20 protein-coding genes and 1 pseudogene are annotated in these 20321 nt (G+C 62.3%); 15 read left to right on the forward strand and 6 right to left on the reverse strand.

The window, feature by feature from the left end:
• Window positions 1-18: 18 nt before the first annotated feature.
• Genes ABIB99_RS26195 through ABIB99_RS26205 form a run of 3 tightly spaced genes read left to right on the forward strand, consistent with a single transcriptional unit; the run spans window position 19 to window position 2679 of the window.
• Window positions 19-567: a TRAP transporter small permease gene (locus ABIB99_RS26195; RefSeq protein WP_208087831.1), complete on the forward strand. Its 549-nt coding sequence runs from the start codon at window positions 19-21 to the stop codon at window positions 565-567.
• Complete coding sequence (locus tag ABIB99_RS26200) at window positions 558-1850, forward strand: TRAP transporter large permease (protein ID WP_208087830.1); 1293 nt, start codon at window positions 558-560, stop codon at window positions 1848-1850. The genes ABIB99_RS26195 and ABIB99_RS26200 overlap by 10 nt, the downstream gene beginning before the upstream one ends.
• Before the next feature lie 22 nt (window positions 1851-1872).
• Window positions 1873-2679, forward strand: coding sequence for an SDR family NAD(P)-dependent oxidoreductase (locus tag ABIB99_RS26205; RefSeq protein ID WP_247303232.1), 807 nt, complete (start codon window positions 1873-1875; stop codon window positions 2677-2679).
• Between the two features lie 15 nt (window positions 2680-2694).
• Here the strand turns inward: ABIB99_RS26205 and ABIB99_RS26210 are convergent, their stop codons facing one another.
• Genes ABIB99_RS26210 through ABIB99_RS26225 form a run of 4 tightly spaced genes read right to left on the reverse strand, consistent with a single transcriptional unit; the run spans window position 2695 to window position 6976 of the window.
• Window positions 2695-3393 (reverse strand): molybdate ABC transporter substrate-binding protein, encoded by a 699-nt coding sequence (locus ABIB99_RS26210; protein ID WP_208087829.1) that lies wholly within the window; start codon window positions 3391-3393, stop codon window positions 2695-2697.
• On the reverse strand, window positions 3390-5516 hold the full coding sequence (locus ABIB99_RS26215) for a xanthine dehydrogenase family protein molybdopterin-binding subunit (protein ID WP_208089506.1): 2127 nt from the start codon (window positions 5514-5516) through the stop codon (window positions 3390-3392). The genes ABIB99_RS26210 and ABIB99_RS26215 overlap by 4 nt, the downstream gene beginning before the upstream one ends.
• Before the next feature lie 2 nt (window positions 5517-5518).
• Entirely contained in the window at window positions 5519-5989 is a 471-nt protein-coding gene (locus ABIB99_RS26220; RefSeq protein ID WP_247303230.1) for a (2Fe-2S)-binding protein, read from the reverse strand.
• Between the two features lie 15 nt (window positions 5990-6004).
• Window positions 6005-6976, reverse strand: a complete 972-nt coding sequence (locus ABIB99_RS26225; protein ID WP_247303228.1) for a Bug family tripartite tricarboxylate transporter substrate binding protein — start codon at window positions 6974-6976, stop codon at window positions 6005-6007.
• A gap of 237 nt (window positions 6977-7213) precedes the next feature.
• Between ABIB99_RS26225 and ABIB99_RS26230 the strand changes: the two genes are divergently transcribed.
• Both ABIB99_RS26230 and ABIB99_RS26235 read left to right on the forward strand, forming a co-directional pair.
• The gene (locus tag ABIB99_RS26230) at window positions 7214-9304 is read left to right on the forward strand and encodes a molybdopterin oxidoreductase family protein (RefSeq protein ID WP_247303226.1); all 2091 of its coding nucleotides are present in this window, start codon (window positions 7214-7216) and stop codon (window positions 9302-9304) included.
• Window positions 9305-9433: 129 nt separating this feature from the next.
• Window positions 9434-10216, forward strand: a complete 783-nt coding sequence (locus ABIB99_RS26235) for an enoyl-CoA hydratase/isomerase family protein (RefSeq protein ID WP_208087826.1) — start codon at window positions 9434-9436, stop codon at window positions 10214-10216.
• A gap of 50 nt (window positions 10217-10266) precedes the next feature.
• Here the strand turns inward: ABIB99_RS26235 and ABIB99_RS26240 are convergent, their stop codons facing one another.
• Entirely contained in the window at window positions 10267-11334 is a 1068-nt protein-coding gene (locus ABIB99_RS26240; RefSeq protein WP_247303224.1) for a site-specific integrase, read from the reverse strand.
• Window positions 11335-13251: 1917 nt separating this feature from the next.
• Here ABIB99_RS26240 and ABIB99_RS26245 point away from each other — a divergent pair.
• Both ABIB99_RS26245 and ABIB99_RS26250 read left to right on the forward strand, forming a co-directional pair.
• Window positions 13252-13563, forward strand: coding sequence for a DUF736 domain-containing protein (locus ABIB99_RS26245; RefSeq protein WP_038958597.1), 312 nt, complete (start codon window positions 13252-13254; stop codon window positions 13561-13563).
• Between the two features lie 380 nt (window positions 13564-13943).
• Window positions 13944-15134: a DUF932 domain-containing protein gene (locus ABIB99_RS26250; protein ID WP_247303291.1), complete on the forward strand. Its 1191-nt coding sequence runs from the start codon at window positions 13944-13946 to the stop codon at window positions 15132-15134.
• A 151-nt stretch (window positions 15135-15285) separates the two neighbouring features.
• Here the strand turns inward: ABIB99_RS26250 and ABIB99_RS26255 are convergent, their stop codons facing one another.
• Window positions 15286-15516 carry a helix-turn-helix domain-containing protein gene (locus ABIB99_RS26255; RefSeq protein ID WP_038958600.1) on the reverse strand — a complete coding sequence of 77 codons (231 nt, stop codon included), beginning with the start codon at window positions 15514-15516 and terminating at the stop codon, window positions 15286-15288.
• Between the two features lie 112 nt (window positions 15517-15628).
• On the opposite strand from ABIB99_RS26255, the gene ABIB99_RS26260 reads away from it, so the two are divergent.
• The 8 genes and pseudogenes from ABIB99_RS26260 (at window position 15629) to ABIB99_RS26295 (ending at window position 20225) form a co-directional block, all read left to right on the forward strand.
• Window positions 15629-15901, forward strand: a complete 273-nt coding sequence (locus tag ABIB99_RS26260; RefSeq protein WP_080584123.1) for a DUF2285 domain-containing protein — start codon at window positions 15629-15631, stop codon at window positions 15899-15901.
• Window positions 15902-16065: 164 nt separating this feature from the next.
• Complete coding sequence (locus ABIB99_RS26265; protein ID WP_038958601.1) at window positions 16066-16260, forward strand: transcriptional regulator domain-containing protein; 195 nt, start codon at window positions 16066-16068, stop codon at window positions 16258-16260.
• Window positions 16261-16357: 97 nt separating this feature from the next.
• A complete protein-coding gene (locus ABIB99_RS26270) occupies window positions 16358-16840 on the forward strand; it encodes a DUF2285 domain-containing protein (RefSeq protein ID WP_080584124.1) in 483 nt (160 codons plus the stop codon).
• Window positions 16841-16972: 132 nt separating this feature from the next.
• Window positions 16973-17254, forward strand: coding sequence for a helix-turn-helix transcriptional regulator (locus ABIB99_RS26275; RefSeq protein ID WP_038958603.1), 282 nt, complete (start codon window positions 16973-16975; stop codon window positions 17252-17254).
• Window positions 17255-17275: 21 nt separating this feature from the next.
• Window positions 17276-18153: pseudogene (locus ABIB99_RS26280) on the forward strand (replication initiator protein A).
• A 226-nt stretch (window positions 18154-18379) separates the two neighbouring features.
• Window positions 18380-18844: a DUF2840 domain-containing protein gene (locus ABIB99_RS26285; RefSeq protein WP_038958604.1), complete on the forward strand. Its 465-nt coding sequence runs from the start codon at window positions 18380-18382 to the stop codon at window positions 18842-18844.
• Window positions 18841-19353 carry a S26 family signal peptidase gene (locus ABIB99_RS26290; RefSeq protein ID WP_038958605.1) on the forward strand — a complete coding sequence of 171 codons (513 nt, stop codon included), beginning with the start codon at window positions 18841-18843 and terminating at the stop codon, window positions 19351-19353. The genes ABIB99_RS26285 and ABIB99_RS26290 overlap by 4 nt, the downstream gene beginning before the upstream one ends.
• A 206-nt stretch (window positions 19354-19559) precedes the next feature.
• Window positions 19560-20225 (forward strand): lytic transglycosylase domain-containing protein, encoded by a 666-nt coding sequence (locus ABIB99_RS26295; protein WP_354178105.1) that lies wholly within the window; start codon window positions 19560-19562, stop codon window positions 20223-20225.
• Window positions 20226-20321: the final 96 nt, after the last annotated feature.

Raw genomic sequence — 20321 nt, forward strand, 5'->3', positions numbered from 1 at the left:
CCCCGCAAGGAGACGCCGATGACAGACCCACATGTCGCAAGCCACGAGCAGGAGGTAACCGGCCGACCGTCGACCGGCTTGCTGTCGCGGATCAATGCCGTCGTTGCTCGCCTCGGCATGTATCTGTCCGTGACCGGCCTGCTCGTCATCGTCACCATCGTGTTCTACCAGGTGTTCGGACGTTACGTGCTCAATTCCAGCCCGACCTGGACGGAGAACCTTGCGCTGGTCCTGATCCTGTATGTCACGCTGATCGGCGCCGCCGTTGGCGTTCGCGACGCCGGACACATCGGCATGGACAGTTTGCTGGTGATGCTTCCGGATCATCTGCGAGAGAAGATCGAGCTCGTGATCCACGTTCTGGTCGCGCTGTTCGGCATTGCGATGGCCTATAACGGCTGGATCCTCGGAGCGTCGGTCGGAACCGTGAAGATCCCCAATCTCGGGCTCCCCGAGGTCATCCGCTACGTCCCGCTGATCGCCTCCGGCGTCCTGATCGTCTCCTTTTCAATCGAGCACATCATTGCGCTCCTACGCGGCGAAGAGGTCGTCCCCTCATGGAACTGATCATTCTCGGCGCAACCTTCTTCGGCTTCCTGATCCTCGGCGTACCCGTTGCCTTCGCGATCGGTCTCTCCGCGATCTGCACCATCCTCTACGAAGGCCTGCCGGTCGCAGTCATCTTCCAGCAGATGATGTCGGGGATGAACATCTTCTCCTTCCTCGCCATTCCGTTCTTCGTCTTCAGCGGTGAGCTCATGCTGCATGGCGGCGTCGCCGACAAGATCGTGCAGCTCGCCAAGAATCTCGTTGGGCACATCCGCGGCGGGCTCGGCATGTCGAACGTGGTCGCCTGCACGCTGTTCGGCGGCGTCTCCGGCTCGCCCGTGGCCGACGTGTCGGCGATGGGCGCGGTGATGATCCCGATGATGAAAAAGGAAGGGTTCGACACCGACTACGCCGTCAACGTCACCACCCACGCTTCGCTGGTCGGAGCGCTGATGCCGACCAGCCACAACATGATCATCTATGCGCTCGCTGCCGGCGGCAAGGTCTCGATCGGCGCGCTGATCGCCGCCGGACTTCTGCCGGCGATCGTGCTGATGGTGTGCATGCTGGTCGCCGCCTACGCGGTCGCGGTGAAGCGCGGCTATCCGGCCGGCAAGTTCCCGGGCTGGGCCGAGGTTTTCCGCTCGTTCGCAGCCGCGCTGCCCGGACTTCTGATCGTCGGCATCATCCTGGCGGGCATCCTGTCCGGTGTCTTCACCGCAACTGAGTCCGCTGCCGTCGCGGTCACCTACACGATCCTGCTGACCTTCTTCATCTACCGCACCATGACCCTGCCGAACTTCCTGCGGGCTGCCGCCAAGGCCGTGAAGACGACGGGCGTGGTGCTGCTGCTGATCGGCGTCTCCACCATGTTCCAGTATCTGATGGGGCTCTACGAGGTCGCCGACTTCGCCGGTGACTTGATGAGCAGGGTGTCCTCGCAGCCCTGGGTCATCTTCCTGCTCATCAACGTCATCCTGTTCGTGCTCGGCACGTTCATGGACATGGCGGCGACCATCCTGATCTGCACCCCGATCTTCCTGCCGATCGCGATGAAGGCGGGCATGGATCCGGTGCAGTTCGGCATGCTGATGCTGATCAACTGCGCGCTGGGGCTGAACACCCCGCCGGTCGGAACGACGCAATTCGTGGGCTGCGCCATCGGCGGCATCTCGGTGGGTGCGGTGATGCGCACCATCCTGCCGTTCTATGCTGCCCTGATCGCAGCTCTGATGTTCGTGACCTACGTCCCCGCGTTCTCGCTGTGGCTGCCCCGCCTGCTGATGGGCTACAAGGGATAGCAGCAACAGGGAGAATCCGTTCGTGACTGACTATCGCAAGCTCTTCGATCTCACCGGCAAGACCGCCGTGGTGCTCGGCGCCGCCTCGGGCATCGGCAAATCGTCGGCCGAGGCGCTGGCCGGGCTCGGCGCCCGCGTCGTTTGCGCAGATCGTGCGCTTGACGCCGCCGAGGCGACGGCAGCCGGAATTCGCGACAAGGGCGGCTGGGCGGAAGCAGCTAGCTGCGACGCCGCGAGTGCTGCGGACGTCAATGCGCTCGCCAAGATCGTCATGCAGAAATTCTCGCGGCTCGACATCGCCGTGACGACGCCCGGGCTCAACATCCGCAAGACCATCCTCGACTACACCGAGGAGGATCTCGACCGCGTCCTCAACCTCAACATCAAGGGCACCGTCTGGTTCTTCCAGGCCTTCGGCCGCATCATGGTCGAGCAGAAGGGCGGCAGCATCATCGCCTGCTCCTCGGTGCGCGCGGTGACCATCGAGCCCGGTCTTGGCGTCTATGGCTCGACCAAGGCGGCGATCGGCCTGCTGGTGAAGGGTTTTGCTTCAGAGGTCGGCCACGCCGGCGTCCGCGTCAACGCGATCGCGCCGAGCATTGCGGAGACCGCGCTGACCGGCCCGTTCAAGCAGCGGCCCGATATCTACAATCTCTATGCCGGCCATACCGTGTTCAACCGCTGGAGCAGCGCCGACGAGGTCGCGACGGCGGTCGCCTATCTTGCTTCTGATGCCGCGAGCTATGTCAGCGGCAGCACGCTGTTCGTCGACGGCGGCTGGACCGCCGTCGATGGGCCGCCGACCGGTCTCACCCAGTTGCACAAATAAGGCGGCCGTCGGCACCTAGCCGGTAAAGCCCATGCTCCGGCGCAGCTCCTTCCGGTCTGCGCCGGTCAATAGAGCGATAAGCGCGGCCGCTTCTGTCGGATGTGCGGCCCGCGCCGTCACGCCAGCCGTGTACATCGTCACGAGCTCGCAGCCCGGCGGCAGCGATCCTGACAGCGCGATGCCGTCGGTCGCGATGATCTCGGTCGCCTGGGTGCATCCGATCGGCTGAGTTGCGGTGGAATCAGCAAGCTCCCGCATCGCGGTCGCTCCGTTAGGAAAGATCTTGAGACGCGATGCGACCTCATAGGCGATCCCAAGTTGATCCAGCACTTTGGCGACATGCTGTCCCGCGGTCGAGGCTTTGGTGTCCGGAACGTAGATGGCATCCGCGGATCGCAGCACCTCGCGGAGATCGGCCTCAGTCTTCACCGTGACTTTCGGATCGCGGTTACGGACCGCCAGCGCGGTCTCGACCCGGCCGATATCTGCGATCGAGGAGGGGACGACGAGCCTCTCCGCGGCGAGCTTCGCAAGGAGGGCCTGCGTCAGGATCACGAGATCGGCCGGCGTCCCCGCGCGCAGCTTGTCGGCCATGATGCCGACCGCGCCGAACTCGCCGTCGATGCTGAGGCCGGTCTGCGTCTTGAAGGGCTCGCCGAGGCCGCGCACCAGGCCTTGCGCCGCGCCGCCGCTCAAAATGGTCACTGTCGTCACGATGCAAGCTCCATGGCTGCGATGATCCTATCGCGCGTGATCGGCAGGTCGCGCACGCGCACGCCGAGGCAGTCGTAGACCGCATTGGCGATCGCCGCCGTCACGGGGCCGTGCGCGGCTTCGCCGGCGCCCACCGGCTCGATCTCCGGCCGCTGGATGATTTCGACATCCACCGCCGGCACCTCTCTGAAGGTCAGGATCGGATAGTCCGTCCAAGATGTCGACGTGATGTGCGTGCAATCGAAGCGCACGCGCTCCTTCAGGACCCAGCTCGTGGCCTGGATCGCACCGCCCTCGATCTGGTTGATGACGCCGTCCGGATTGATGGCTTCGCCGACGTCGACCGCAAGCGTCAACCGCCTGACACGGATGTCGTCGTTGCCTTCGATCTCCGCGATCGCGGCGCAATAGGCGCCTGTGTTCTTGTAGCGGGCGAAGCCGACGCCATAGCCGATGCCAGACTGTTTTTGCGGTTTCCACTGCGCGCGCCGTGCCGCGGCGCGGATGACGTCGCTGGCGCGCTCGTCGCGGAGATGACGCAGGCGAAACGCGATCGGGTCCTCGCCGCGCAGGACCGCGATCTCGTCGAGTACGGATTCGATCGCGAACACATTGCCTTGCCCGCCCAGGGTCCGCAGTGCCGACGTGCGCACCGGCATCGTCAGCACCCGGTGGCTCGTGATGGTCCAGGCCGGGAGGTCGTAGAGTGGAACGGAGTTGCGGTCGCCGCCCCCGCCATTGGCGGCCGGTGGATTCGTCGAGATCATGCGCGGGTAGGGGTTCGCGATCTCGGTCGCCGCAAGCAGCGCCGGCTGCGCCGCGCGTCCCGGGCGCGCGGCATGGCCGTTGCTCCAGATTGCATGGCGCCAGCCGACGATCTCGCTGTCCGCATCGAGGTCGGCCTCGATCTCGATGGCCATCGCTGCGCCGAACGGCGCATGAGACATCTCGTCATGGCGCGACCACTGCACCCGCACCGGGCGGCCGCCGGCGGCTTTCGCCAGCAACACGGCATCGAGCGCGACGTCGTCGGCCGCATTGTGCCCGTAGCAGCCGGCCCCCTCCATATGCTCGACGACGATGTTCTCGGCCGGCAGCTCGAGCACGATCGCAAGATCGGCGCGCAGCAGATAGACGCCCTGGCTGTGGGTCCAGACATGGACACGCTCGCCGTCCCATTGCGCCATGGCGCAGGACGGCGCGATCGAGGCGTGTGCGATGTAGGGACGGGTGTATTGCAGGCGGAGGGTGCGCGCAGCTTTCTTCGTCGTTGACGCTGCTCTGGTGTCGATGACGGTGGTTTCGACCGGCTGGCTCTTCAGAAAGCCTGCAAGATCGTCTTCGTTGGGCAACAGCTCGCCGGCCGACCAGGCTGCGCCCTTGCGCAAGGCTTTCAGTGCGGCTTCCGCCGCAGCCTCGGTATCGGCAACCACGCCGGCAAAGCCGCCGTCGCGGACGATCGCGACGAGACCGGGAACGGCGCGCGCCGCCGTCTCGTCGAGCGCGATCAGTCTGGCACCCGAGATGTCAGGCCGCAGCACGCGGCCGTGTGCCAGGTCCGGCAGTGCGCGATCGTGAATGAAGCGCGGTCGCGCGAACACCTTGTCGGGAATGTCGACCCGCTGGACCGAATGTCCGGCGACACCGCGTGTGGCAGCGGGCTTCGCCACGACACCCGCGGTGGCGTCGCGGTCGAGCGAGACGTCGCCAGCCAGCTCCCAATAGCTGGTCCTGACATTGCCGGGACCCGAGATCGTGCCGTCATCGATATCGAGCAGCGCCGCATCGACGCCGAGACGCTCCGATGCAGCTGCGAGGAAGCGCTGGCGGACCTCGGCGCAGACGTGTCGCAGCGCGCGGCCGGACTGCTGGACCGAAAGGCTGCCCGAGGTGACGCCCTCGTTCGGGCTGGTCGCCGTCGAGGCGCGGATCAGCTCGATCCTGCCGATATCGACGTCGAGCTCGTCCGCGGCGATCTGCGCCAGCGCCGTGACGATGCCCTGGCCGATCTCGACCTTGCCGGGCGAAATTGCGACACCGCCTTCGCCGCTGAACCGCACCCAGGACGACAGCTTTGGATTGGCCGCGAGGCTAACCGGCAGTTTCGGGACGGGGGACGGCATACTCATGACGTCGCTGTCTCCGCTGCCGCGCGCAGCACGGCGCGGACCATGCGATTATGCGATCCGCAGCGGCAAAGATTGCGATCGAGCGCGGCTCTGACCTCGGTCTCCGTCGGCGAGGGATTGCGCTTCAGCAGCGCCGCCGCGCTGATCAGGATCCCCGAGACGCAATAGCCGCATTGCATCGCCTGCTCGGAGACGAAGGCGCGTTGCAGCGGATGCGGCTGCTCGGCCGTGCCGAGGCCCTCCACCGTGACGACGTTCTTGTCCGCCACTGACCACATCGGCATGTCGCAGGAGGCCATCGCGCGGTCGCCGACCATGACGTAACAGGCCCCGCACTCACCGGCTCCGCAGCCGAAATGCGCGCCCGTGACGCCGAGCCGGCCGCGCAGCACATCGAGCAGCGTCTGGTCGGGATCGGCCTCCACGGTCATCGCCGCGCCGTTGAGCTGAAATTGAATGGTCGGCATGATCGCTCTACGGCCTCAGGACTTGTCGAACTTCTTGACGACATCGGCCCATTTCTCGATATCGCCGCGAAGGAATTTGTCGAATTCCTCCGGTGTCATGGACATGGGTACGGCACCCTGCTCGGTCCAGAGCTTTACGATGTCCGGTCGCTTCACCATTGCGTTCACGGCGGCATTGAGCTTGTCGATGACGGGCTTCGGCGTGCCGGCCGGGGCCATCAGGCCAAGCCAGATCGTCGCCTCATAGCCTGCGACGCCGGCTTCGCCCGCGGTCGGCACGTTCGGCAGCACGGCCGAGCGCTCCTTGCCGGTGGTCGCGAGCGCGCGGACCTGGTTCTCGTCGATATTCGGCGCCATCGCCGGCACGGCGTCGATCATCATCTGCACCTGTCCACCGATCACGCCGCTGCGCGCCTCGCCGCTGTTGCGATAGGGCACGTGGACCACATCGATGCCGGCCATGGCTTTGAACAGCTCGCCGGCCATGTGATAGGGCGTGCCCTGGCCGGAGGAGGCGTAGTTCAGCTTGCCCGGCTGCGATTTGGCGAGCGCGATGAACTCCTGAAGAGTCTTCGCCGGAACCTGCGGGTTCACCACGATGACGAGGTCGGAGTAGTTCACCGGCGCGATCGGCGCGAGGTCGCGCATCAGCTCGTATTTGCGCTTGTCCGGCGTCAGGAGCGATTCATTCGCGGTCTGGGTGTTGGACATCATCAAAAGCGTGTAGCCGTCGGCCGGCGACTTTGCCGCTTCGACCGTGCCGATGACGCCGCCCGCGCCGGTGCGGTTCTCGACCACGAAGGGCTGGCCAAAGCTCTCCTGGAGTACGTTGCCGATCAGCCGAGCCGCGACGTCCGCCGGCCCGCCGGCGCCAAAGGGCACCACGATCCGGACGGCGTGGGTCGGGTAATCCTGTGCGAATGAGGGGGATGCCGAGAGTGCGGCGAACAGGCTTACGGCCGGCGCCAGCATAAAACGTCGGGCCATTATGCCCACCTCCCTGATGTCTTTCTTGTTGGCTGGCACTGTAGCGGCAGGGAACGTGGACTGTCGACGCCTCACAAAGCTGGTCGAACAGGGAATATCGGGCGGTTTTCGGTGTGATCCCGCAGCATTTCGCAGGCGCGGCAGGAACCGCGGGCGCGCGCGATTTGAGCAAATCGCATGGGCATTGCCGGATAAATGCCCTCGGCTGCCCGTTATTTTGGTGTTACGAATTTGGACATGAACCAGCACGCCAAGATCGAAATCCGCCATTCGACCTGTCCGCATGACTGCCCCTCGGCCTGCGCGCTCGATATCGAGGTGATCGAAGGCCGCAGCATTGGCCGCGTCCGAGGTTCGAAAAAGCAGACCTACACGGCTGGCGTCGTCTGCGCCAAGGTCGCCCGTTACGCCGAGCGCATCCATCACCCCGAGCGGCTGATGTATCCGATGCGCCGCACCGGGCCGAAGGGCTCCGGGCAGTTCGCACGGATCTCCTGGGACGAGGCGCTGGACGAGATCGCGGATCGCTTCAACCAGGCCGAGCGCGAGTACGGCGCGGAATCGATCTGGCCTTATTACTACGCCGGCACGATGGGGCTGGTGATGCGCGACGGCCTCAATCGCCTCACGCATGTGAAGAAATACTCGCGCTTCTATCAGACCATCTGCGCCAATGTCGGGCGCATCGGGTTCGCGATCGGCACCGGCAAGATTGCCGGCGTGGATCCGCGCGAGATGGCGCTCTCCGATCTCGTCGTGATCTGGGGCACCAACCCGGTCAACACGCAGGTCAACGTGATGACGCATGCTGCCCGTGCTCGCAAGGAGCGCGGCGCCAAGATTGCCGCTGTCGACATCTACGACAACGAGACCATGAAGCAGGCTGACATCAAGATCATCCTGCGGCCCGGCACCGATGGCGCCTTCGCGTGCGGCGTGATGCATGTCCTGTTCCGCGATGGCTACGCCGACCGCGCCTATATGGACAAGTACACGGACTGCCCCGATGAGCTCGAGGCGCATCTGAAGACGCGCACGCCGGAGTGGGCGTCCGCGATCTGCGGCGTGCCGGTGTCCGAGATCGAGGCCTTCGCGAAACTGGTCGGCGAGACCAAGCGGACCTTCTTCCGGCTCGGCTACGGCTTCACCCGCTCGCGCAACGGCGCCACGCAAATGCATGCGGCGCTCTGCGTTCCCGCGGTGACCGGCGCCTGGCAGTATGAAGGCGGTGGCGCCTTCTTCAACAATTACGCGCTGTGGCATTTCAATGAATCCCTCATCGAGGGCCACGACGCGATCGATAAGACCACGCGGGCGCTCGACCAGTCGCAGGTCGGTCGCATTCTTACCGGCGACGCCGAAGCCTTGCTCGGCAAGGGGCCGATCAAGGCGATGCTGATCCAGAACACCAATCCGATGACGGTGGCACCGGAGCAGGCGCTGGTGCGTCAGGGGTTTGCGCGCGAGGATCTGTTCGTGGCGGTGCACGAGCAGTTTATGACCGAGACGGCCGAGATGGCCGACATCGTGCTGCCGGCGACCATGTTCATGGAGCATGACGATCTCTATTACGGCGGCGGCCACCAGCACATCTCGGTCGGGCCGAAGCTGATCGACCCGCGCGGCGAATGCCGCTCCAACCATCAGGTCATGCAGGCGCTGGCGCCGCGGCTTGGCGCGAAGCATCCGGGCTTCGAGATGACGCCGCGCGAATTGATCGACGCGACGCTGAAGCTCAGCAACCACGGCGATATCGCTGGTCTCGAAGCCGACATCTGGCGCGACCTGCAACCGGACTTCAGGACCTCGCATTATCTCGACGGCTTTGCCCATGCCGACAAGAAATTCCATTTCAAGGCCGATTGGGCGCATCCGCCGTTCGGCCAGACGATGGGCGATTTCGACAAGATGCCGTCGCTGCCGGACCATTGGGCGGTGATCGAGCATACCGATCAAGCCCACCCGTTCCGGCTCGCGACCAGTCCATCGCGCAGCTTCCTCAACACCACCTTCAACGAGACGCCGTCCTCGCAGGCGCGCGAAGGCAGAGCGAGCGTGATGATCCATCCGCTGGATGCGGCCGCGCTCGACATCGCCGACGGCGACGCCGTGACGCTCGGCAACACCCGCGGCGAAACCACGCTGCTCGCAACGCTGTTCGACGGCGTGCGGCGCGGCGTGCTGATCGCGGAATCCGTTCACCCGAACAAGAATCATATCGGCGGCCGCGGCATCAACGTGCTGACTGGAGCCGATACGATCGCGCCGATCGGGGGAGCTGCATTCCACGACAACAAGGTCTGGATCAGGAAAACGGTCTCGGCCTGAGCGCACGCTTCGCTCGCCCGCCAATTTGTGTCGAGGCGCTAAAGCAAGGCCTCGCTACAGATTGCCCTTGCGCCTGCCGCCCGAGCTGCCGCAAATGGCTGCAAACGGGAGCAAGGAAGCGAGCGTACCATGACCGACACCACAGCAATCATCACCGAAAAGCGTGGGCAGGCGTTCTGGATCACCATCAACCGGCCGGAGAAGCGCAACGCGCTGAACGGCGAGGTCATCGCCGGCATCACCAAAGGCTATCGCGACGCGCATGACGACAAGGACGTCCGCGTCATCGTGCTGACGGGGGCAGGCGACAAGGCGTTCTGCGCCGGCGCCGACTTGCAGAATTCCGGCGCGGCGTTCGCGATGGATCATTCCAAGCCGAATGTCGACTATGCCGATCTGCTGCGGTTGTCGCAGAACGCGACGAAGCCGGCGATTGCGCGGGTCGGTGGCGTCTGCATGGCCGGCGGCATGGGCCTGTTGTGCATGACCGACATGGCGATTGCGGCCGATCACGTCATCTTCGGCCTGCCGGAGGTGAAGGTCGGCGTATTCCCGATGCAGGTGCTGAGCCTGTTGCAGAGCATCGCGCCGCCGCGACTCGTCAACGAATGGGCTCTCACCGGCGAGCCGTTCGACGCGAGAGCGGCGCAAGCTGCGGGCCTGCTCAACTACGTGGTGCCCACAGCTGAGTTGGATGCCAAGGTCGACTGGCTGATCGGCCGCATCGTTGACAAATCTCCGACCGCGATCCGTCGCGGCAAGTATGCCATGCGCGCCATCGCCTCGATGTCGTTCGACGAGAGCATCGCCTACACCGAAAGCCAGATCGCGCTGCTCGCAATGACCGAGGACGCGAAGGAAGGCCTGAAGGCGTTCGGCGAGAAGAGGAAGCCGGTCTGGACGGGAAAATAGGCGATCATTTCATTTACATTCGTTAGATGCCGCGGTCGCCCGATACACCTTCATTCCAAGGGATGATTGGCATTTAGTCGAACAAAGAGCGATCTTGCCCGCTCCTCGCGACGTTTCTTGGTGGCTCTGATCAATTGCTTTCCGGTGCGCTTGGCGTAGGTTGGCAGTTGGCGGCTCGATCTATGACGGCCAGCGGCGCGCAACTCTGCATCCGTGAGATCGCTGTCGGCGCCTTCGGTGAATCCTCCGTGCCGGAAGGAAGTAAAGGAAAGTTCCTGACGAAGGCCAGCCTCCGCGATTATCTTCTTTACCACGCTGCGCAGATAGCGCAGGTCTTTGCGTGGGGTAATCCATGGAAGCGGGGTTTCTGACCGGCGATGGGCATGGTCGCGTCGGAATACCAGGCCCGAGAGCGAGGTCTTTTTAATCTCGTCGAGCTCTTCCATAAGTTCGGGAAAGAGAGGGGCGTCCGTTTCGTCTAGCAGCGGCCACCAGGCTTCCTCTCCATTCTTTGGATGCACGATCCTGACGCTATTTGGTCGCTCGCTTGGGCGATAGTGCGAAATGTCGAAGGCGCCGAAGACGTGCTGCTCCCGCTGTAACCACTCCCATGCCAACAAAGCAGCAGTTCCGATCGAGCGGTAGTCAAGCTTTGTCGCGGCGGCTCTGAAAGCGACAAGTTCATCCCACGTTGCGGTCGGCGTGGGCCGTATTGGCCGTCCGGGTGCACTTGATTTTAGTCCCATCCGTGAAAATGGATTGCTCGCCGGTACCATCTTTTCCTGGGCGCGCTGGCCAACGAACCAGGCGCGCCGGCAGCTCGCCATGGCCACATTTGCATAACGTCGACGTTCGCGGACGATTACCTCTCCATTGCTACCTACTTTTGTTACTACTAGCAGCTTTCCATAGACTGCGTCGACGAAGGCCTTTGTGAAATCGGACAATTGCTTCGACCCAACACGACTTCCATCTTTCAACTCGTGATTGGCGAAGAGTGCGAGGCTTTTCCTGTACTGACGCTGAGTGTTGCTGTCGATTTCGTCCCACTTCTGGTGAGCCTGGAAGATGCTGACTAGCCAATCGAACGTGCCCGGTTCGGGAGAGGCGGCGATCATGTCACTTAAGCCCCGCGAGCGCCAACTTTCGAACGCGGGCAAGAGAACTTTATCCACCCGCTCGACGGCACTGGCGTAATCGCTTCCTAACGCTTCAGGGCCTAAACCGCAGCCCTGTCGACGAGCCCAGGTTGGCGGCTCGAAATAATAGGCTATCCTATTGTTCGCTAGTATTTTTCGTCGACAATATCGAGGAAGTGTTGGTGCTGTATCAAATGACATCATACGAGGCATAATAGGTCCTCCGCTTCTCGAAGATGTCTTGTCCCGATCGGCGCTGCAAACTGGTCCATGATCGCCTTCGACCAAACTGGCTGCCGCAGCCGTCCTGTTCCGCGCCAGCTGACGGGTGGCGGTGCATGCCCTCGACCGATTGCGCGCGCGAGCTCGCCTGTGTTTCCAAAGTCCAGATAGGCTGCGGCCATGTCTGCTCTCATCATCGCGGGCCAGGTTCCAGCGGGTGGATAGCGGGCAGGCAGCGGAGAGCGGGGTGAAAGTGGGAGGTCTGATCTCACTGCTGGGTGCCGCTTGGTGCAATAAGAGCCGATCTCAGAAGAACTACGTCCGATTTGGAAGATCTAGATTTCGTCCGTGGAGTGAGAGTGGACGCCGATCACACAGGGACTTCTACAGTGGGAGATGTTGTCTCTCTAGTGCGCGGCGCGGCCTAGCGGTGATAGGCCAGATTAGCGCGCGAAAAGGAGGGCTTGGAGCGCAGGCTCGAGGAAAGGCAATTTTGATCGATGAAATCCAAAAGGTGGAAATAGTTAAAAGTCTCGGCGCACGGTTGTCGGTTGGGCCCGCTAGCAGGCAGTCAACTGCTTTGGATGCATCATCAATGGCCCATCCGACAGATTCGCTGGCGGCCGTGCATTGAGGTATCGGATCGATTTCGAGTGTTGGAATTGGGAATGCGCACTGCGACGGACCGGCTTTGATTGATACAGGACTTACCGCGTGCTCGGCCGACCTCGGTTCGACCGCGGGCCTGCGGAAAGTGCGGCAGTTATGAGGATCCGTGGTGGCGCGGACAACCTGATGCCACGTCAACACATGGGTACCTGATATGAAGAAAGTTGATATGGCGAAGCTGCTGAGCAGCTGCTGGCGGCGACCGATTGGCTGCCTACGTTCTTGAGGGCAGCGAAGCCGCAAGAGCGGACAGACACATCAACCAGCGTGAGTGACGGCTTCTCGCAAGCAGCCGAGTAACATTTTGGATTGGGACCGCGAGTGCCGCCCGGCTCATTCCAAAATTTCGGCGGCGCGCCTGATCGGCGCGCGGCCATTTTCGATAGATGTAAAGCGGCGGCTGCTCGGAGAGCCTCCGACTTGGATGAGGGGGTATGATCCTGGTATCCGTCGCCTTGCGTCATCCAGAACTGTGCAGTGTCGCTCGACCTTTTTCCGCGATGATGTGGATGAGGTCGGACGACTTAATTATGGAGTGACGACGGTGTCGAGATTGCTATCGAGCCGTGACCCCCGACGTGTCTTTGATCCAGCAGCAGTGAATGTTTTTGGGAGCGCCAATGTTCGCGCCGGGTACGTCTTTCCCGCCGTTGATACGCAATCGTCAGCAAGTGTTCGACTGATCCCGCGGTGTCCTTGTGCAGCACCAGCACCGGCCGTCATGTTGTTTCCGACAGATCGTTCAAGGGCGCGGCCAACGCAACCTCGAATGGGCTGATCAGGCCCGAGGACCGGCAAGAGCCTCGATCGCCTTCCCGCAACGGCTGCGCCTGCTTTTTTCCCTGCCGCGAAGAGGCGGCATTCCTCGCGGAAGACAAAAAAGCAGGCTTATCGCCGTCCTCCGCTGTGCTGCGGGCCTGACGGCTGCGGGCCGATCGCTCCCCGGGCCAAAGATCGCCATCGAGGCCGCGATGGACGCGGCCCGAACAACCAACGGAGACTACCATGGCTATCATCGGCACCTTCACCGCTGCGGACAACGGCTACATCGGCTCGATCAAGACGCTGACACTGAACATCAAGGCCAGGTTCGCCGCCTTCGAGAAGGACAACGACAAGGCGCCCGACTACCGCATCTTTGCCGGCGTGACCGAGTTCGGCGCGGCCTGGAAGAAGACCGCCCGCGACAGCGATCGCGAATACCTCTCGGTCAAGCTGGACGATCCGAGCTTTCCGGCGCCGATCTACGCCTCGCTGGTGAAAGTCGAAGGCGGGGAGGGCTTCATCCTGATCTGGTCTCGCCACAACGGCGACTGATCCCCCCGGAGATCCTCGGCCCCGCCTCCTCCGGAGGCGGGGCTTTTTTTGCGTTTCTTTTGCCGCTATGCAGGGAAGCAGGGGAGAGCATTTCTCTTCAAGAGAATTGCTAAGGGCTCGGCCCTCGCGCGGGCAAGGGTGAAGCACGCTGACGCGTGCCGACAGGACCGGTATCCCCGGACTTCCGCGCCATGATCTCTTGACGACCAAGGTCGTCAGGGCGCGTGCAGACGCGCGCTCGATTAGCGCGCCCCTTTTGGGCGGGTGATCCCCCTCCGGTCCTGCCGCCCTGGCCCTTGCTACCCCAGGTCTCGCCGACGGGCAGGGTTGCAGCGCAGCGCTGCGCTTCAACCTCGGCCCAAAGGAATAAGACCGTGAACATGATGTCTGTGTCTCAGAACGAGCCGCCTGCCACCGCGGGCTTCCGGGTGGATGTATCGCGTGGCCAGCGGATCGGCCGCGTATCGTCCGAGTGGTTTGCTCGGCCAGATGACGAACGCTATCTGAACCTCCCGGACCTCTATGACGTGGTACGCGGTCGCGCAGAGCGTGCGCAAGCGCGAACCGTGGAAAGCCGGGCCATCAAGGTGGAAGCGAGTCGGGACAATCCCGAGCGGTTGGCTCTGGTTGTGCCGGGACGTGACGAGACCGTGGCGCCGACACATTGGAGCTTTGGTCAATTGTGCACGCTCGTCGGTGCACCGACCTCTTACATGCGGCAACTTCATGCCGCGCTATCGGCCATCAACCTGCAACACGGCCTGCTGTCCCATCGCGCCGAGCTCGTGAAAACCTTGGAGGCCGAAAACGGATGGATCGAGCTTCGCGCAGTCACCGGACCTGACTACGGCCGCATCTGGGACCATGAGCTTGTGGCTGCCGTCATGAAGATCGCGGGCGTTGGCACGGGTGATACGCGCTGGAAGGTCCCGGGTGTGCTAGATTGGTCAAGCATGACCTACAATCCCCTGATCGACATCACCGAGGAGACGACGACGCTTTACGCCAGCGATCGGGACGTCTTTCTGTTTCTGGTCGACGATATGAATCCAATCGAAGCAGGACGTTTGGCGGATGGGTCACCGGATTTGTATTTCCGGGGATTTTACTGCTGGAATAGCGAGGTCGGCAGCAAAACACTGGGAATCGCGAGCTTCTATCTCCGAGCGGTTTGCATGAACCGTAACCTGTGGGGCGTGGAGAATTTCGAGGAAATCACGATCCGGCATTCGAAATTCGCGGCGCAGCGGTTTGCCCATGAAGCTGCGCCAGCACTGACCCGCTTTGCCAATTCCTCGCCAGGGCCGTTCGTGGCGGGAATCAAGGCCGCACGGGAGCGGATCATTGCCCGGACCGACGAGGATCGCGAGACTTTCCTGCGTAAGGGTGGGTTCTCTAAGTCCGACGCCACGAAGATCATCGAGACAGTCTTGTGCGAGGAACGCCGCAAGCCCGAAAGCATCTTCGACTTCGTGCAGGGGATTACTGCGTTCGCGCGCGGCAAGGTTCATCAGGACGCGCGTCTTGAACTCGAAGGCAAGGCAAAGCGTTTGATGGAGCGTGCCATCTAATGGGATAAGTCGCGCAGTCGGTAGGGCTGCGCGGCTTTCCTCCTAAGGGGGTGCGTCGCCGCCGACCGGCAAGCCAGATCGGCGGCGCGGACGCATACTTGCGTCCGGGGGCCCGCCGGGCCTCCGGCCCGGCTCGCGAATCAAGCGGCGCCTATTTGGCGCGAGCTCTTTTAGTGGTTCGCTTTAAAAACTCATCAGGTTCGACATCCAGCTTATCGGCGAGACGACCAATGACCTTGATGCTGACGTGGTACACGCCCTTTTCAAGCTGACTCAAATAACTCCGGCTTATCTTGGCTTCCAACGCAAGTTCGTCTTGAGACCATCCCTTGCCATTGCGTAGACGACGCAAGTTTGTGGCGAATGTCTCCCGCAGATCCATGCGAGAAAGGATGCCGCTTGCTCAGTATATTGCACCTCGATATACTTAACAAAGCGCGTTTTCATGAGCCGTTACACCAGTAAACTCGGCTTAGTCTTCTAACCGTGAGATCATGCAGACTCCGCCGCTCGATCCCAACGTGGCTGACTTGGCTCCCACCGAACCCGCGCTGACATCGTACGATGAGCAGCACGCAATAACTTACGTTCGGCTTCTGCAGGCGGAAGGTGAGGGGGCTGACTGGCGGGAAGTAGCCCGAATAGTCTTACATATTGATCCAGACAGTGAGCCGGACCGCGCCCTCAACGCTTACCGAAGTCATCTTTCTCGCGCTAAGTGGATGTCCGAACAGGGGCGTCTATTTCGTGGCAAGGGCACAAATTAGAAGAAATCCATCCCCGCGAAGACTTGGCTAAAAATCCCTTTCTCCCGTTGAGCCGTGGTGCACCTGGAGCACCACATGGTGCTCAAATAGGGACTTCCCACAACCGAATCGATCACAATTATTGCGCCGCAATCTCTGTTGGTTGCGTGCAATGGAATGAAGTCATGCCTGAGTTTGACTGGCGCTCGCCGGAGTCCTACCGAAGCCTTCAAGATGCAGAAATTACCGACATCGCCTGGGAATGCCTGCGTCGCAATACGGATTATCAACGCGATTACGACGCGATGATTGCGAGGAGCCAGGACGGTCAAGTGACGCCCGAATTCAGGAGGAAGTGGGGTATCTGCTTTCGCCCATGACCCTCGGCGGTCATTCGGGGAAGAGACCATCTATTGGGCGCCCGAGGTTCTTCCGACAGTCGTTCCAATCGCAGTAGCGCCGCCATCTCTCGATCAAATGGCCGTATCTCCGCGACCCCTTGAACTTGCGGCCGGGCAGCTGCGCCGCGAGAATGATGGTTGGCACGCGGTGCTGCGCATTGGCGCGGTCGACCATCGCGTCTGGTCGAGGGAACCGCCGAGTATCGGCGCCCACTACGTGACCGAGTTGCCGTTCGATCGCGACTTCGAGGCGCGGGCCTACGCAGCGCGACGGTTGTGGCGCGCCATGAATGGACGGCCGGCCGGCCAGGCCTTTCATGAGCTATCCCAGCAGAAGCGCGAGCGCTTGAGCGCCGCCCTGCGTGCGCTCGACGTTCATGGTGCCGGCGGCACCTATCGCGTCGTCGCAGCAACACTCTTTGGCCAAAAGCGGGTCCCCGATCGTGCGTGGAAAACGCACGATCTTCGCAATCGAACTATCCGTCTGGTGCAGAGCGGCGCCGCGTTAATGCGCGGCGGCTATCGCAAACTATTGCGACCGGTGCGCAAAGACTTCTAGCGCCTCTCTCTAGGGGGATCGAAAACGGCCCGATCAATCTCCGGCATCCCCCTCCGACATCGCCCTTCTCCATGATGACCGCACACAAGCCGGCACCGCCGCGCGCTGCGAGTGTCACCCTGGAGTTCTCAAATGCCCGATCTGATGGCTGGTCTACCACCGCGCTTCCTGCGAACCCCGGAGGCCGCGCGCTATCTCGGGCTCTCCGGTCGCACGCTAGAGAAGCATCGGACGTACGGGACTGGGCCGACTTATCGGAAGATCGGTGGACGTGTCGTCTACGCTTTGGACGATCTGAAAGCCTGGGCCGATCGCGGCGCCAAGACGTCGACGTCCGATCCCGGCAAGGGGACGGTGTTGCCCGCCAAGAAGCAGTCAGGCTTACGCCCGTATGCGGGCCAGGAACGCCGCTGATTCACGTCGGAAGCAAAGATCATGCGGCACAAACACCGTTCCGAGCGCGATCAGCTCGAACTCTTTCGGGCATTGCCCGGCGATCTGGCGCGCCGCGATGCGCAGGATCTGAAGGCATATCCGTTCTTCTCGCTCGCAAAGACGCAGCGGATTGTGCCGATCGATTTTCGTGCCGGGTCAATCTCCATTCGCGTCGAAACCGTGCCCGAGCACGGCATGGCCACTATTTGGGATGCTGACGCACTGATCTGGGCCGCGTCCCAGATTGTCGAAGCTCGTGATGCCGGCTTAAGGACCTCTCGGTTGATGGCTGCAACGCCTTACGAGATTCTGACGTTTGTGGGCCGTGGGACGAGTGCGCGAGATTATGCCTGGCTGAAGGCCGGTCTCGACAGGCTGCAGTCGACGACGGTGATGACGTCGATCCGTCAGCCGACTGAGCGGCGGCGTCATCGTTTCTCGTGGATCAACGAGTGGCGGGGGACAGCCGATGCAAACGGCCGTCCACTCGGGCTCGAACTGATCCTGCCGGATTGGTTCTATGCCGGCGTCATCGATGATGCGTTCGTGCTGGCGGTTGATCGCGCTTATTTCGATCTGACGGGCGGAGTTGACCGATGGCTCTATCGTCTCGTCCGCCAGCACGGCGGTCATCAGGCAGTGGCTGGAGCTTTGACCTTGTGCATCTCCATGCCAGGTCCGGCGGCCTCTCTCCGCTCAAGCACTTTGCATACGATGTGCGCGAAGTGGTCAGCCAGCAGATGCCCGGCTACGAGCTAGTCCCCACGCGCGATCAGAACGGGGCTGAACTGTCGAACTTCAAGCCCATCGCCGTGGCGGCGCTATTTGCGAGACTTCGCAAGCGCGGTCTCATTCCAAACTCGGAGGACAATCTGTGAATCAGCTCGTGCCATCGGGGACCACGACCCTCGTGCCATCGGGGACCGGATCCTCGTGCTATCAGGGACCGGAATCGGGCCCAGGGGCTTGTTTCTCCGCGCTTTCCTGGCGCTCTAACTCTACTAACTGGAAATACTTCGGATTTCTTCTAACGGACCGCTCCAAAGCCCGTGATGGGCTCGTTCGTCAACGACAGTGTGGCCTCCAAACCGAGGGAGCCGCTGCATGAGCGATCTCACGCAAGTAGAGGTGCTGTGGCTCGAGAAGCGTATCGAGAATCGTGTTCGCTTCGGTCGCATCGCTGAGGAGCAGAGGATCGATCAATCGCGGCGCATCCTGTCTTTCGCGCCGGGCAGCATCTTTGCCTTCGTCCGCTGGACGTCCAACGACTTTGGAACACTCATTTCGCGCGTCGATGTCTTGCGAGCGGTCGCGCCGGGACAGCGCTGCTCGACCGTGCCCTATGTGAAGCCCGGGGCGGAGAGTTTGCTGCGGCTGGTCGGCTGGCAAAAAGTCGAACGGGTGCTGCAGGCGATCGACGCCATTGAGGCTCTTAGCATCAATCCGGCGGATGTCGCCCCTGATCATTGGCAGCACGTTCACAACCGGCTCTCGGTCAACGAAAACCCGCGCGCGTATACGAAGGCTCGTCATCAGGCTTGGCTCCATCGGCAGAGGATCATGCGATGATGGGGGGCCTGAAGACACTGACCATGACATCTGCGGGAGTGGCTGCGCTTGCCATAACGGTGATCGCAGACATAAGCCCGCTCTACATCTGGAACGCATCGCCGAGTGTCGCGATTGGGCTCTACCGCTTGCGATCCGTCGAAGAGTTTTACGTCACAGAGTTGGTGGCGGTTCGGCCACCCGAGCCGCTTGCGACCATTCTTGATCTGAACGGCTATCTGCCAATCGGCGTCCCCATGCTCAAGCGGGTACTGGCGCTGCCCGGACAAACGGTTTGCAGGCACGGTGTCTCAATCTCGGTCGACGCCATCGTCATGGGTGAGGCACGAGAACGCGACGGGCGAGGCCGACCTCTGCCGAACTGGCAGGGTTGTCGAGCCGTCGGCGAGGGCGAACTCTTCCTCATGAATTGGCAGTCTGACGACTCGCTGGATGGCCGCTACTTCGGCGTTCTACCCGCATCGGCTGTGATCGGCCGTGCGCGCCCCGTGTGGACCTGGGAGGAATGATCTTGGTCCTTCCATACTTTCGATCTGTCATTCGTCTGTTCGATCAGTTGCGGCACCATTCCTCCGTCCCGACCGAAAATTGTAATGCCGTCGCGCGCAGCGGCAGTCCAGGGCGGCCGAACGGCCGGTGCGAAGCAGCTTTACCCTGGGCGGTCGCGAGCACGGTGGCATGCTTGGGGTTATGGTGGGTGAGCACTTGGGCCGTCGTGCCACTGCTGTTCGCACTGTCGATAGACTGTCGTTTTGCACGCGCCGACGAACAAGAGGTCGCGCATCCGACGAGGGGCCAGACCACCGGCCGGTTCGAGCATTTCGTCGGCGAAGCCGCGCAGCGGTTCGCCATTCCCGTGCAGTGGATTCAATTAATCCTGCGGATCGAGAGCGCTGGAGATGCGCGCGCCAAATCGGACAAGGGCGCAATAGGGCTGATGCAGATCATGCCAGCGACGTGGACCGGACTTCGCCTGCGCTATGCTCTGGGAAATGATCCGTACGACCCGCACGACAACATACTGGCTGGTTCGGCATATCTAAGAGAGCTCTTTGACCACTACGGCTTTCCGGGTGCGTTCGCAGCCTACGACGCCGGGCCGGTGCGTTACGAACAGCATCTTGCGGGCGACACTTTGCCGGTTGAGACGCGAGGCTATGTGAGCAGGATTGTTGCTGAGTTGGACGCCGCATCCGCTTCGACGTCGCCTGCCGATGCACGTCTATGGTTGGCTTCGCCGATCTTTCCTGCACAATCTGACGGAATGGGCGCCGCCGGCCGGCAGCAACCGACCGCGTCAAGACTGCACACGCCGTCGGTGATCGTTCCGAAGCCAACCGGAATGTTTGTCGCAAGGCTTGATGCGGGAGAGGGGCGATGACCCGTTACGCAATCTTGCGAATAGTCATGTGCTGCTCGAAGAAGTCTGCGGAGACTTGGAGATCGGTAGGAGATACGACGGGCGATGGCGAGATAA

Source organism: Bradyrhizobium sp. LA6.1, from assembly GCF_040547805.1.
GTDB classification, from domain to species: Bacteria; Pseudomonadota; Alphaproteobacteria; order Rhizobiales; family Xanthobacteraceae; genus Bradyrhizobium; species Bradyrhizobium barranii.